Origin of the sequence: Thermovenabulum sp. (assembly GCF_049701175.1) — a bacterium.
In the GTDB taxonomy this organism is placed as follows: domain Bacteria; phylum Bacillota; class Thermosediminibacteria; order Thermosediminibacterales; family Thermosediminibacteraceae; genus Thermovenabulum.
This window is the reverse complement of sequence record NZ_JBNATW010000013.1, coordinates 17,821-31,501: the sequence shown is the minus strand read 5'-3', so window position 1 is coordinate 31,501 and position 13,681 is coordinate 17,821. Positions and strand designations below refer to the sequence as shown.

General features: G+C 33.7%; 18 protein-coding genes. All 18 read left to right on the top strand.

Features of this window, described 5'->3' with window-relative positions; translation table 11 throughout:
• Positions 1-3: 3 nt before the first annotated feature.
• The 18 genes from fliG (at position 4) to fliP (ending at position 13,672) form a co-directional block, all read left to right on the top strand.
• Positions 4-1,011: a flagellar motor switch protein FliG gene (gene fliG / locus ACPLVF_RS06100; RefSeq protein WP_424906943.1), complete on the top strand. Its 1,008-nt coding sequence runs from the start codon at positions 4-6 to the stop codon at positions 1,009-1,011.
• Positions 1,004-1,795 (top strand): FliH/SctL family protein, encoded by a 792-nt coding sequence (locus ACPLVF_RS06095; RefSeq protein ID WP_424906942.1) that lies wholly within the window; start codon positions 1,004-1,006, stop codon positions 1,793-1,795. The genes fliG and ACPLVF_RS06095 overlap by 8 nt, the downstream gene beginning before the upstream one ends.
• Entirely contained in the window at positions 1,776-3,110 is a 1,335-nt protein-coding gene (gene fliI, locus ACPLVF_RS06090) for a flagellar protein export ATPase FliI (RefSeq protein WP_424906941.1), read from the top strand. The genes ACPLVF_RS06095 and fliI overlap by 20 nt, the downstream gene beginning before the upstream one ends.
• Positions 3,110-3,562, top strand: a complete 453-nt coding sequence (gene fliJ / locus ACPLVF_RS06085; protein WP_424906940.1) for a flagellar export protein FliJ — start codon at positions 3,110-3,112, stop codon at positions 3,560-3,562. The genes fliI and fliJ overlap by 1 nt, the downstream gene beginning before the upstream one ends.
• Positions 3,562-4,128, top strand: coding sequence for a MotE family protein (locus tag ACPLVF_RS06080; RefSeq protein ID WP_424906939.1), 567 nt, complete (start codon positions 3,562-3,564; stop codon positions 4,126-4,128). The genes fliJ and ACPLVF_RS06080 overlap by 1 nt, the downstream gene beginning before the upstream one ends.
• A gap of 39 nt (positions 4,129-4,167) precedes the next feature.
• Positions 4,168-5,409: a flagellar hook-length control protein FliK gene (locus tag ACPLVF_RS06075; protein ID WP_424906938.1), complete on the top strand. Its 1,242-nt coding sequence runs from the start codon at positions 4,168-4,170 to the stop codon at positions 5,407-5,409.
• A gap of 15 nt (positions 5,410-5,424) precedes the next feature.
• Positions 5,425-5,814, top strand: coding sequence for a flagellar hook assembly protein FlgD (locus ACPLVF_RS06070; RefSeq protein ID WP_424906937.1), 390 nt, complete (start codon positions 5,425-5,427; stop codon positions 5,812-5,814).
• 48 nt (positions 5,815-5,862) lie between these two features.
• A complete protein-coding gene (locus ACPLVF_RS06065; protein ID WP_424906970.1) occupies positions 5,863-6,237 on the top strand; it encodes a TIGR02530 family flagellar biosynthesis protein in 375 nt (124 codons plus the stop codon).
• A gap of 113 nt (positions 6,238-6,350) precedes the next feature.
• Positions 6,351-7,586: a flagellar hook protein FlgE gene (locus tag ACPLVF_RS06060; RefSeq protein WP_424906936.1), complete on the top strand. Its 1,236-nt coding sequence runs from the start codon at positions 6,351-6,353 to the stop codon at positions 7,584-7,586.
• A 77-nt stretch (positions 7,587-7,663) separates the two neighbouring features.
• Positions 7,664-7,858 carry a flagellar FlbD family protein gene (locus ACPLVF_RS06055; RefSeq protein ID WP_424906935.1) on the top strand — a complete coding sequence of 65 codons (195 nt, stop codon included), beginning with the start codon at positions 7,664-7,666 and terminating at the stop codon, positions 7,856-7,858.
• Entirely contained in the window at positions 7,858-8,676 is an 819-nt protein-coding gene (locus ACPLVF_RS06050) for a flagellar motor protein (protein ID WP_424906934.1), read from the top strand. Before ACPLVF_RS06055 ends, ACPLVF_RS06050 begins: the two co-directional genes overlap by 1 nt.
• Positions 8,648-9,391, top strand: a complete 744-nt coding sequence (locus ACPLVF_RS06045) for an OmpA/MotB family protein (protein ID WP_424906933.1) — start codon at positions 8,648-8,650, stop codon at positions 9,389-9,391. Before ACPLVF_RS06050 ends, ACPLVF_RS06045 begins: the two co-directional genes overlap by 29 nt.
• Positions 9,392-9,424: 33 nt before the next feature.
• On the top strand, positions 9,425-9,865 hold the full coding sequence (locus ACPLVF_RS06040) for a flagellar basal body-associated FliL family protein (protein WP_424906932.1): 441 nt from the start codon (positions 9,425-9,427) through the stop codon (positions 9,863-9,865).
• Positions 9,866-9,878: 13 nt separating this feature from the next.
• Complete coding sequence (fliM, locus tag ACPLVF_RS06035) at positions 9,879-10,871, top strand: flagellar motor switch protein FliM (protein ID WP_424906931.1); 993 nt, start codon at positions 9,879-9,881, stop codon at positions 10,869-10,871.
• A complete protein-coding gene (gene fliY / locus ACPLVF_RS06030) occupies positions 10,864-11,961 on the top strand; it encodes a flagellar motor switch phosphatase FliY (RefSeq protein WP_424906930.1) in 1,098 nt (365 codons plus the stop codon). Before fliM ends, fliY begins: the two co-directional genes overlap by 8 nt.
• A 20-nt stretch (positions 11,962-11,981) precedes the next feature.
• Positions 11,982-12,341: a response regulator gene (locus tag ACPLVF_RS06025; RefSeq protein WP_424906929.1), complete on the top strand. Its 360-nt coding sequence runs from the start codon at positions 11,982-11,984 to the stop codon at positions 12,339-12,341.
• Positions 12,342-12,353: 12 nt separating this feature from the next.
• Positions 12,354-12,905: a FliO/MopB family protein gene (locus ACPLVF_RS06020; RefSeq protein ID WP_424906928.1), complete on the top strand. Its 552-nt coding sequence runs from the start codon at positions 12,354-12,356 to the stop codon at positions 12,903-12,905.
• Positions 12,902-13,672 carry a flagellar type III secretion system pore protein FliP gene (fliP, locus tag ACPLVF_RS06015; protein ID WP_424906927.1) on the top strand — a complete coding sequence of 257 codons (771 nt, stop codon included), beginning with the start codon at positions 12,902-12,904 and terminating at the stop codon, positions 13,670-13,672. The genes ACPLVF_RS06020 and fliP overlap by 4 nt, the downstream gene beginning before the upstream one ends.
• The last annotated feature ends 9 nt before the right edge of the window (positions 13,673-13,681 follow it).

The following is a 13,681-nucleotide window of genomic DNA, read 5'->3' as shown; positions in this document are numbered from 1 at the left end:
AATATGCCTTTGAATCGACTTACAGGAAGGCAAAAAGCAGCAATATTTATTGCTTCTCTTGGGCCTGAGCTTGCAGCAAATATTTACAAACATTTAAAGGAAGAGGAAATTGAACAACTTACTTTAGATATCGCAAGTTTACGTAAGATTACGGAAGAAGAAAAGAGAGCGGTATTTGAAGATTTTAAAACAATGTTTGTTGCAAATGATTATATAACTCAAGGTGGAATAGATTATGCAAAGGAGATATTAGAAAAGGCCTTAGGAACACAAAAAGCCTTTGAGATCATAAATAAACTTACTTCGTCGCTCCAGGTGAGGCCTTTTGATTTTATTAGAAAGGCAGATCCTGCACAATTAGTTAACTTTTTACAAAATGAAAATGTCCAAACTATTGCTCTTGTATTAACGTATCTTCATCCCGAGCAAGCAGCTAAAATACTATCAAACCTTCCACCAGAAAAACAGGTTGAGATAGCAAAGAGAATAGCCATGATGGATAGGACATCACCAGAAGTCATATTTGAAATTGAAAAAGTTTTGGAAAAGCAATTAGCATCGGTGGTTATGGAGGATTTTACTAATGTTGGCGGTGTACAAGCTATAGTAAATATTTTAAACAATGTAGACAGAACAACGGAGAAAAATATTCTTGAGGTATTAGAAATGGAAACTCCTGAGCTTGCAGAGGAAATAAAGAGAAGAATGTTTGTATTCGAAGATATTGTAACTCTTGATAACAGAACTATACAAAGAATCCTCCGTGAAGTAGATAATCAGGATTTAGTGCTTGCTTTAAAAGGTTCCAGCGAAGAGGTTAAAAACAAGATATTTGCAAATGTATCTAAACGCCAGGCTGAAATGCTCCAAGAAGACTTGCAATACATGGGCCCGGTAAGATTAAGAGATGTAGAAGAAGCGCAGCAGAAAATTGTAGCAATTATAAGAAAACTTGAGGATGCAGGTGAAATAATTATTTCCCGTGGTGGAGGAGATGAGATTATTGTCTAAGGTATTAAAAAAGATAGTTTTTTTTGATAATCCTATAAAAATAGAAAATGACCATAAGATTATAAATAAAGTTAATAAAGATTTTCCAGAATCAACAAAGGATCAAGAGCAAGATGCTTCTATAAAAATATTCGAACAGGAAAAATTAAAGAGAGAAATTTTGCAACAAGCAGAGAAGTTAAGAGAAGAGATAATCTCAAATGCTAAAAATGAAGCAGAAAAAATCATAAAAGAAGCTCAGGTTGAAAAGGAAAGGATTATTAAATTAGCACGTGAAGACGGTTTTCAAGAAGGATACAACGATGGTTTTGAAAAAGGCAAAGAAAAGGCAGAAAAGCAATTTTTAGTTTATTTTAATCAGTTCAAAGAATTGGAGCATAAGCTTTTTTCAGATTACCAAGAAAAATTAAAGCAAATAGAAAAGGAAGCATTGAAGCTATCTATTTATATTGCAGAAAAGATATTAGGTAAAGTTGTTGAAATTGATGACGAATATATAGAAGGGCTAATAGAAAAAGGATTAAGAAGGGCAAGGGAAGATAGGGAGGTAATAATTCGAGTATCCCTTTCAGATTACGAAAATTTAAAGGATAAAATTGAAAAATTAAAGGAAAAAGTAAGGAACAGAAAATTCAGTATAGTTAAAGACCCTCTATTGCGAAAAGGAGATTTAATTTTAGAAAGCTCAGGTTTTACAGTTGATGCAAGCATAAAAACCCAAATAAATAACATTGAAAAAAAATTAAAAGAGTTGGGGTTGTTCGATGATACAGGAGAATTTTAAATTTTATAAGGAGATTGTTAGCAGAATAGAAACGATAAGGCCCAAAGGGAAAATATCAAAAATAATAGGACTCACCATAGAAGCTGAAGGTCCTCCAGCTGAAATAGGAGAGCTTTGCGAAATATCTCCTCCTTATTCAAAAGGATATGGTAAGAGCATTTTAGCTGAAGTTGTGGGTTTTAAAGGTGATACTGTTATATTAATGCCCTTAGGGGATATAGAGTCGGTAGGGCCTGGTTGGGATGTAGTAGCATTGGGAGAAAAACTTACTGTCCCTGTTGGTGAAAATTTATTGGGAAGGGTGTTAGATGGGCTTGGGAATCCCATTGATGGGAAAGGTCCTATTAAGAATTTGATAAGGTACCCTCTAATTAATTCTCCACCAAATCCTATTGAAAGGAAGCCCATTGATGAACCTTTGCCGGTTGGAGTGAGAGCTATTGATGCCCTTTTGACATGCGGTAAAGGTCAGAGAATTGGTATTTTTGCAGGAAGCGGAGTAGGGAAAAGCACTCTTCTTGGTATGATTGCAAGAAACACTAAGGCAGATGTGAATGTTATAGCACTTATTGGTGAGAGAGGAAGGGAGCTAAATACTTTTATTCAAAAGGACTTAGGTGAAGAGGGGCTTAAACGATCAGTGGTTGTGGTTGCTACTTCTGATAATCCCCCACTTATCCGAACCAAAGGCGCTTTTACTGCTACGGCTATTGCTGAATATTTTAGGGATCAAGGCCTTGATGTTATGCTAATGATGGATTCAGTAACCCGATTTGCTATGGCTCAAAGGGAGGCTGGACTTGCAGCAGGCGAACCCCCTGTTAGCAGGGGCTATACTCCTTCAGTTTTTGCTATACTTCCCAAATTGTTGGAAAGAGCAGGCAAAGGCAAAATAGGTTCTATAACGGGTATATATACAGTCTTGGTGGATGGGGATGATTTTAACGAGCCTATTTCCGATGCGGTAAGAGGTATATTAGATGGGCATATTGTCCTTTCAAGAACCCTTGCTAATATGAATTTTTATCCAGCTATAGATGTTTTGGCAAGTGTAAGCAGGCTTATGAATGATGTTATAACCGATGAACACAAGGAATTATCGTCAAGAGTAAAAAATATCCTTTCAATATATAAAGAGGTTGAAGAATTAATAAACATAGGTGCATATAAGAAAGGCACAAATCCCAAAATTGATGAAGCATTAAGGTATATAGATAAGATAAACAATTTTTTGAAGCAAGATGTAGATGAAAAATCTGATTTCGAAGAAACTTTGAGTTATTTAAGGAACATATTTTCAGAGGATGAAACATAATGAAAAAATTTTCTTTTAAGTTAGAACAGCTTCTCAAGGTTAAGGAAGGGATGGAAAATTTAAAAAAAGAAGAGCTTTTTAAGGTAAAAGCAAGATTAGAAGAGGAAAAAAATATATTAGAAGGTCTTGAAACTAAAAAAAGAGAAATTTTAAATCAAAAATATGAGCGGGAGACGGATTTTGTAAAAGCTGTAGAATTTATCTATTTTGATAATTACTACAGGAAAATTTCCGAAATGATAGGTATTCAAAGACAAAAAGTCAACGAAGCGCAGAAAGAATACGAGGATTGTTTAAACAATTATTTAGAGGCTAAAAAAGAAAAAAGGACCCTGGAAATATTAAAAGAGAGAAAGTTTAGAACCTTTTTAGAAGAATACAATAGGGAAGAACAAAAGAATTTGGATGAACATGGCCTTATAGCATTTTCGAGAAGGGATGAATTAAATTAATGACATCCACGAAAGTTAAGGCTATCATAATAATTGCATTAATTTTGTTTTTAATAACGTTTGGAGCCACCTTTGTTTTTGTTTTAAAATCAGTGGATTCTTCCAAACTTAATCCGAATTTTGTAGTTTTTTTAAAGAAAATTCCTTTAACAAAAAATTTGATAAAAGAAGCTTCTTCAGACAATGCTGTTGTTTCTAAGGAAGAGATTTTAAAAAAGAAAGAGGAGGAGCTACAACAGAAAGAAGAGCTTATAAAACAAAAAGAGGCAGAAATGTTGAAAAAGGAAGAAGCGCTTTTAAAAAAAGAGGAAGAGCTTAATAAACTACAAGCGGCATTAGAAGAGGAAAAGGCTAAATTAGAAAATAACAAAAAATCAATTAAAGATATTGCTTCCTATTACGAATTAATGGAGCCTTCAAGTGCAGCAAAGATATTTGATGAAATGACGGTGGAACAAGCAGTGAAAATATTATCCAATATGAAAAAAGAGTCTATCTCCAATATTCTTTCGGCTATGCAACCTAAAAAGGCCGCAGAGATTACAAAGAAATTGGGGAATTTATAAAAATTTTTTATAAAAAAATTGAGGAAAGGAGGTGAGAATGTGGAGGGTGTAGTTTGCATTGATACACAGCAGAATACTGAAAAAATTGAACAAAAAGGCATGACGATTAACAAAGCAAAAACTAGCAAAGAAAAATCCTTTAAAAAATTGCTTGAAATAGCAGAAAGTCAAACATCAAACATAGCAGATAAAATAAATGCCCAAAATGATAGTATATTTTGGATGCTTTTATCGCCCTTTTATTTGAACTTTCCCATTGCCGATTTAAGAGATTTTCAGGATTTTATCAATTTAAATTCATCTGACATTGAAGGTTTAGAAAAAAAGACTATCCTTACGCCACTGCAATTAACTCCTTTTATCAATGAAGATATTGAAGAAAAAATATTGCCGTTATTAAATGAAATAATTTCGGAGTATAAAACAGATAAGGAAATTGATGGAGAGAAGTTTGATAAACTTTTAGAGCTCTTTAAATTAAATGATGAAGTAAAGAAGGTGGGTTTGAAAGAAAAATTACAACAGGTTATCAAAAAAGCAAATGCTGAAGCTTTTACAGAAGTTGATGTTTATAAATATTCAAAAGAAAATTTAGAAAACTTTGTTAAAAAATATGTAAATAATCCTGAAAATAGTTTAAACAGGAATGAAAAATTTGTTTTAACAGAAATCCAAAAAGATTCTAATAAAGTTTTTGTAAGCAAATCCAATGAAGATAAACCAATTATTTTACTTCCTATTGTTAATAAAGTTGAAGGATTAAAAATGGAGACCATTGATGCATTGGAAATAAGTAAAAGTCCTTTACAGAAAGATGAAATAGAAAATAACAAATTCATTGAGGAGATTGCCGAAAAGATAGTTTTTCTTGCAAAGGATAAAATAAAAGAACTACATATTAGGCTAAAACCCGATTATTTGGGCGAAATGCTTATAAAAATCGTAAATGAAGGAAAAAATCTAAAAGCTCAAATATTTGTGGAAAACTCAAATGTAAGAAAGGATTTAGAAATAGGGCTTGAAAGCATAAAAAATCACATCGAAAAACAAGGCTTTGACAACGTAAACATTGAACTTCTAAATGTTAAAGGAGAAATGGGGTTTAATAACGACCTTTTTAATAAAGACAGGGATAATTTTTATAAGGCACAAAAGCAAAAAGGTTCCTTTAGAATTGAGGAAATAAAAGAACCTTCGGATTTGGATAAAGGAATGCTAATGAATCATGGGAAAATTATTTATTCAAATTATTATCAAAACAGCATAGACTACTTTGTATAAAAAGGAGGGAATTTAATGCTGGATAAGATATCAACTTCTTACCAGCCAATAAGCTACTCAGAGATAAAAAAAGATTCTACGGTAAAATCCTTAGGCAAAGATGAATTCTTAAAGCTATTAATAACTGAGTTGAAAAATCAAAACCCATTGGAACCCTTAGACAGCAAGGAATATATAGCACAGCTTGCTACTTTTTCTCAGGTTGAGCAGATTCAGGAAATGAGAAAAGAGTTGAGCGTTTTATCCAGTATAAACTTGATTGGCAAAAGGGCTAAAGCAACTTATGAAGAAAAAGTTTTTGAAGGCGAAGTAAAAGGTGTAGTGTTTGATAAAAGTGAAATTAGTGTAATTTTAGGAGATGACGAGGCAAAAATACCGATTTCTAATATTAATGAAATAAGATAGTTTTTTGGAGATGGTGTCATGAGTGACTATATTAGAGTCTCAGATTTGATGAATTCTTTAAATACTTATATCGAGAAGGTTGACAAAAATAAAATACCGAGTCAAAGAACTGAGGAAAAAGTAAAGCATACCAGCAATTTTAAGGATATTTTAGATGAAAAATTAAAACAGGATTTAAAAATATCAGGACATGCGGCTATGAGAATGAAATTACGCAATATGAATTTGAGTCAGGAACAATGGGATAAATTGAGGGAAGCTGTGGGCAAAGCAGAAGAAAAAGGAGTAAAGGAATCGCTGATAGTGTTTGACAATATGGCTTTTATAGTGAGCATAAAAAATAAAACGGTGATTACAGCAATTGACAGCGAAAATTTAAAGGAAAATGTGTTTACAAATATCGATGGTGCTGTGATTTTGTGAGCTGGACCGCATTGTGGAGGCTCATGAAATCCCGAATGACCGAGGGATTTCCGGCACCTGAAAAAGTCAAAAAAATTATATTTAAAAAAATAATATCACGGGGGTAATAAACTATGATGCGGTCAATGTTTGCCGGAGTTACCGGCCTTAGGAATCATCAGATAAAGATGGATGTTATTGGAAATAATATCGCAAATGTGAATACAATAGGTTATAAAAAAAGCAGGGTAACCTTTCAGGAAGCTTTAGCGCAAACTATTAGAGGTGCATCTGCACCGCAAAATGCAAGGGGTGGGACCAACCCCATGCAAGTTGGCCTTGGTATGAACATAGGTGCCATTGACACCATTCATACCCCTTCAAGCCTTGAAACTACAGGGAATATGACGGATTTGGCAATTGAAGGTGATGGCTTTTTTATCGTTACCGATGGACAGGAAAGGTATTATACAAGGGCTGGAAATTTTGGATTTGATGAAGAAGGCAATCTTGTAAACACCTCAACAGGATACAAGGTTATGGGCTGGCAGAATGCCCAATCAAAAACTCCTCAAAACATCTCTACCATAACCATTAAAAAAGGGATGATGATGCCAGCAAAGGCTACGAGTAAAGTTTCTTTTGCAAAAAACTTAAATGCTGCCGATACTGATGGTGCTTCTTATGTTATACCCTTTAAGATCTATGATTCCTTAGGCAATACTCATAATTTGACAATAACTTTTACTAAAAATGGTACTGGTAGTAATGCCTGGGATTATACAATTGATAAGGATCCAAATGATAATAATTTAACTATTTCTAACAATACCGGCACCTTACAGTTTACCTCATCGGGGGGCATCGATTTACAGACAAGTAGTATTAATAATCCTGTATCAATTAATGTAACCGGTGCTGATAATATCAATATTACATTAGATTTCACCAATGTTACGCAGTACGCAAAAGAGACAACTGTTGACCTTTCTTATCAGGATGGTTATGCTGCTGGGACGCTTTTAGGAATTGCAATAGATTCATCAGGAGTTATAACGGGCGTTTTCGACAACGGTATCAATCAGGAGCTTGCCCAGATAGCTCTTTGCAACTTTGATAACCCTTCAGGGCTTATGAAAGCCGGTAAAAATATGTATAGAGAGTCTGCAAACTCTGGAGTTCCACAGATTGGACTAGCCGGAACGGGTGGAAGGGGAACTATTTCTCCCGGTTCCTTAGAAATGTCCAATGTTGATTTGGCGGAAGAATTCACCCAGATGATTATTACGCAGAGGGGTTTTCAAGCTAATTCAAGAATAATAACTGCTTCTGATGAAATGCTGCAAGATTTGGTAAATCTCAAAAGATAAAATTTAATTTTAAAAATTTTTAATGGAAAAGGCCCAGACCAGCAATGGCCTGGGCCTTTAGAAAAGAGGTGCTGCTTTTGATAGAAGTTACAAGACTAAATGGCAAAAAATTTTATATAAATGCTGAGTTAATAGAAACAATAGAATCAACTCCTGATACAGTTATAAAGCTTACCAACGAGAAAACCTATTTGGTTGAAGAACCTCCCATGGTTATTATTTCTAGGGTTATAGAATACAAAATAAAAATTTTAAAAGGATGTGAAGATTAATGGATCGTGCTACGCTGTTGGGGATGATTGGAGGTATTGCAGTTCTTACATGGGGAATTTACATGGGAGGTAGCTTATCTTCATATGTAGATATTCCATCTTTTCTAATCGTATTTGGCGGTGTTATAGGAGCAGTTTTTATCAGTTTCCCATTATCGAAAGTTATTGAAACAACAAAGATATTAAAAATAGTTTTTTTTGAAAAACAACTTGAAGCAGAAGAAGTTATTGCAACAATTGTAAATTTAGCAGATATAGCAAGAAAAGAAGGACTGCTTGCTTTGGAAGATAGTGCTTCCCAGATAAAGGATGATTTTTTGAAAAGAGGTATTTTATTGGTTGTAGATGGCACAGACCCGGAACTTGTAAAAAGTATAATGGAGACAGAACTTGCCTTTTTAGAGGAAAGGCATAAAGAAGGCCAAAGTTTATTTGAAACAATGGGCGCTTTGGCTCCGGCATTTGGTATGATTGGAACTATAATAGGTTTGATCAATATGTTGAAAAGGCTTGACGATCCGAGTGCAGTTGGACCTGGTATGGCTACAGCTTTAATAACGACATTTTACGGCTCTATTTTGGCAAATCTCTTATTTCTTCCTATTGCTGCTAAATTAAAAGTAAGGAGCAAGCAGGAAATTTTGATTAAAGAAGTGATGATTGAAGGTGTGCTTTCTATACAGGCAGGGGAAAATCCGAGAATAATTGAAGAAAAATTGAAAGCCTTTTTAGCGCCAAAGCTGAGGAAGAACATTAATGTTAAAAAAGGTGCAGAAAGTGGTGAGTTAAATGCCGGCAAACAGGCGGCGAAGGGTTGATGAGGGCACGGGAAGTGGGCCCAGCTCGCCCTTATGGATGACTACATACGGCGATCTGATTACACAAATCCTTATATTTTTTGTATTACTTTATTCTTTATCAAGTATTGATACGAGAAAATTCGATATGGCAATGACTTCTCTTCAGGGCTCCTTAGGGATTTTACAGGGTGGGAAGACTTATTTTAAAGGAGATTTTATTGAAAGCGGAACAGGGCAAAATTATGTAGGAGAACAGGAAAAAACCGAACTTGAAAAAATAGGTAATGAGATTGAAAAAATTATAGAGTCTAATAATTTAAAGGGAATTCGGGTAGACATGGATGAAAGAGGACTTATGATCAGGTTTTTAGAAGGTGCCTTGTTTGATTCGGGAAAAGCTGATATAAAGGAGGAGTCAAAAAAAGTATTAGATAAAATTGCTCCTATTTTAAAAGAAAGCAATCATCATATAAGGGTGGAAGGCCATACAGATAATGTGCCGATTCATACAAAAGAATTTCCTTCTAACTGGGAATTATCTACAACAAGGGCTGTAAATGTGGTGAGGTATTTTATTGAGATGCACGGCATAGATCCCAAAAAAGTCTCAGCAGCAGGATACGGGGAATACAGGCCTATAGCTCCTAATGATTCTGAAAAAAACAGGGCTTTAAACAGGAGGGTAGACATTATTATCCTAAAATCCAGTTATGAAAAGCAAGAGCCTAATTAAATATTTAAAACAAAATGTTGGAGGCGTTAATAGATGGCAGAATCTACGCAAAAATCAGGTATGAAAAAAATCATATTAATTGCTTCAATTATAGTGATTTTAATGATACTTTCAGCTTTTTTAGCTTATTTCTTAACAAAAAATTTTATTGTTCAAGGGCAAGCAAAAGAAGAAAAAAAAGTTCTTACAACTTATCAGGCAGGGGAATTTTTGACAAACCTTGCTGACCACGGTTATATAAAAATTTCTCTTGTTTTTTTGTTAGAAGGCAAAGACGCAGAAAAGGAAGTAAAAGAGAGGGAGTATGAGATAAACGACAGGATTTATTCAATTCTTAGGGCAAAAACTTTTGATTCAGTTAAGGACAGCAATGGAATGGAAGTTTTAAGAAGCGAGATAAAGAATAATATCAATAAATTATTAGAAAAGGGAAAGGTTGCAGATGTATTTTTTAACAGCATAATAGTCAATTGAGGAGGGGGAAAGCTTGTCTGATATTCTTTCTCAAAGCGAAATAGATGCTCTGATTGCTGCGCTGACGACAGGAGAAATAAAGGCTGAAGAGATAAAAAAGGAAACACAGGAAAAGAAAATAAAGGTTTATGATTTTAAAAAACCAAATAAATTTTCAAAAGAGCAGTTAAATACCATAAAGCTTATTCATGAAAATTTTGGAAGACAGCTTATTACCTATTTTACTACACAACTTCGCACTTTAGTTCAAATAAGTGGGTCTCATGTAGATCAAATGCCCTTTTCAGAGTTTTCGTCATCAATACCAAACCCCTCCATTATAGGAATTGTGGATTTTTCGCCTTTAAAAGGTTCAATATTGCTTGTGACAAGTGTAGAACTGGCATTTACTATAATTGACCGTTTATTAGGAGGATTAGGAGAGTATAAGGATAAACCAAGGGAACCGACTGAAATAGAAATAAACATAATAACAAAGGTTTTTTCAAGAATATTAAAATTGATAGAAGAAACATGGAAAGATATTATTGAATTACATCCTTCCTTAGAAAAAATAGAAACAAATCCACAGTATATACAGCTTGTTTCTCCTAATGAGGCAACAGCATTGGTAACTTTTAACATTAGGGTAGGAAAGACTGAAGGACTTATTAATATATGTGTGCCTTTTATTGTAATAGAACCTATTATGCCAAAACTTTCAACTAAAGCCTGGCTTTCAGCATCGAGGGAAGCTTCTGAGGATTATGCCCAAAAAATAAATAAAAAGCTTGAAAATATTTCTGTAGAGGTAAAAGCAGAACTTGGGAAGGCTATAATTTCAGTCAAAGACTTTTTGAACTTAGAAGTGGGGGATGTAATACAACTTGATAGAAATATCAAAGAAGAGATTGACATTTATGTGAAAGAAAAATTAAAATTTAAAGGGGTTATAGGCAAAAAAAATGGAAAAGTTGCTGTAAAAGTTACAAGGTTTGCTGAAGAAAGGAATGAGAATTATGGATGAAAACAAGATACTTTCCCAGGATGAGATAAATGCTTTGATAGCAAAAATGAATAATTCTCAGGAATTGCCTGATCTTTCGCAGGAGGAAAAGGATATACTTGGAGAAATTGGCAATATTTCTATAGGGACCTCAGCAACAACTCTTTATACTCTTTTGAGAAATAAAGTGGTTATTACTACTCCAGAGGTAATGGTAACGACGATAAATAAATTGAAAGAAATATATTCTATACCTTTTATTGCGGTTATGGTGGATTATACTGAAGGTCTTGAAGGAAGCAATATACTTATCATAAAAGAAGAAGATGCAAAGATAATTGCAGATTTAATGATGGGAGGGGATGGGAAAAATACAGATTTTGAACTTGATGAAATAAGGTTGAGTGCTGTTGGAGAAGCCATGAATCAGATGATGGGTTCTTCAGCAACATCTCTTTCAACAATGCTTAAAAAGTCAATTAACATTTCTCCGCCCAGGGTAAAAAGAATAATGCTTTCAGAAGATTCCTTAGAAAGCTATTTTAAAGAAGATGAGCCTATAGTTAGAATTAGTTTTAAAATGGAAGTAGGCGACTTAATAAAAAGTGAAATAATGCTCCTTATGAAAATAGAATTTGCAAAATATCTCGTTAAAGAGCTTACTTCCATATCGTTGGATGTAGGTGCAGTAGAAGAACCAAAAAAACAAGAAGTAAAAAAAGAAACACCAAGAGTTTCTTCTATTGATGAAATAAGGGAAGCAAAAGAAACTTCTCAGAAAAGAGAAAAGGTTGTGGTAAAACCGGTCGAATTAGAAGAATTTAAAAAAGATGATGAAATATCATACAAAAAGACAAGTATCGACCTTATTATGGATGTGCCTCTTGAGATTTCCGTACAGCTTGGAAAAACAGTAAAGAAAATTAAAGAAATATTGACTTTAGGGCCTGGCTCAATTATAGAGCTTGACAAATTAGCAGGTGAGCCGGTAGATATTTTAGTTAACGGCAAGCTCATAGCAAAGGGTGAAGTTGTCGTAATTGATGAAAATTTCGGGGTAAGAATTACCGAAATAATAAATTCTTCTGAAAGAGCAAGTCTCATTCAATAAGATTAGGAGGATGGTAAATTATGTCTGGAATTTTGATAGTCGATGATGCAGCTTTCATGAGAATGATGATAAAGGATATTTTACTAAAAAATGGATTTCAGGTTGTTGGAGAGGCAGAAAATGGATTGGTAGCAGTAGAAAAATACAAAGAATTAAAACCTAATTTAGTAATTATGGACATAACAATGCCAGAGATGGATGGTATTGAAGCTGTTAGAAAAATAAAAGCTATAGATCCTCAAGCAAAAATAATCATGTGCTCTGCAATGGGTCAGCAGGCAATGGTTATAGAGGCAATTCAGGCAGGCGCGAGGGACTTTATAGTAAAACCTTTTCAACCCGATAGGGTTATTGATGCAGTTAAGAAGGCTTTAGGTTAAAGGGGTTAAAAAATGAAAAAAGTTTTAAGGTCAACTGTTATTTTCTTGGCAATTTTGGCTGTGGTTTCTTTTACTCTAAATGCTTTTGCTTTACCCAATAGCGGCAAAAATTTTGATATAAAAAATTTAGAAAAATATAATTTTGACAATCAGGGGTCTCAAAAAAGCCAGTATTCTTCTGTTTTTACAGTTATAAAATTTATAGGTTTTTTAGTTCTATTTATAGTAATTTCTATTCTCGCTTATTATTTTACAAAATTTTTAGCACGTAACACTTCCTTTTTATATATAAAAAGCAAATATATGGAAGTTATTGATGTGCTACCATTAGGAAATAAAACAAACTTGTACCTTGTAAAACTTCCTACGGGATATTTTATCTTAGGTAATTCAGAGAAAGGAATTTCAATTGTAGGCAAATTGGATGAAAAAGAAGTAGAATTAATCAAAGAAGCCGAAGCCCTTAGTGCTGAAGCTGGGAAAAGGTTTGCTTCCCAATTGGAAATATATTTAAAAAAAATCAGAAATCCCTTTGGTAGTAAAGATGGAGATGAAAATAAATGAAATATTTTAAAAAAGTAAATACAGTAATCGTTTTATCCATTATTCTATCTACAATTTTTAAAATTACCGTAGCTTTTGCGGCCCCTGAAAATAATTTACCGGTATTTAATTTTATAAAGCCTTCGGGAAATCCTGCAGAAACTGCTACAACCCTTCAATTGTTAGTAGCTTTAACAATACTTTCAATTGCTCCTTCGATTTTAATCATGATGACATCTTTTATAAGGGTAGTTATTGTTCTATCCTTTGTAAGAAATGGTCTTGGAATGCAGCAAGTGCCACCCAATCAGGTGTTAATTGGCCTTGCCCTTTTTATTACATTTTTTGTAATGGCACCAGTTTTTAATGATATCAATAATAACGCTATTATACCTTATATGAATCAACAAATTTCGACAGAGGAAGCTTTAAAAAGGGCAGAAAAACCTCTGAGGGATTTCATGTTTAAACAGACGAGGGAAAAGGATCTTGCACTATTTTTACACTATGCTAAACTGCAAAAACCAGTAAATACCCTTGATGATGTCCCTACTTATGTTTTAATCCCCTCTTTTATAATAAGTGAATTGAAAACCGCATTTCAGATGGGTTTTATAATATTTCTTCCCTTTCTTGTAATTGACATGATTGTTGCGAGTGCCTTAATGTCTATGGGAATGTTGATGCTTCCACCCATTATGATATCTTTACCTTTCAAAATATTACTTTTTGTTATGGTTGATGGATGGGACTTGGTAATAAGATCTTTGATTACAGGATTTCACTGAGGGATGTGA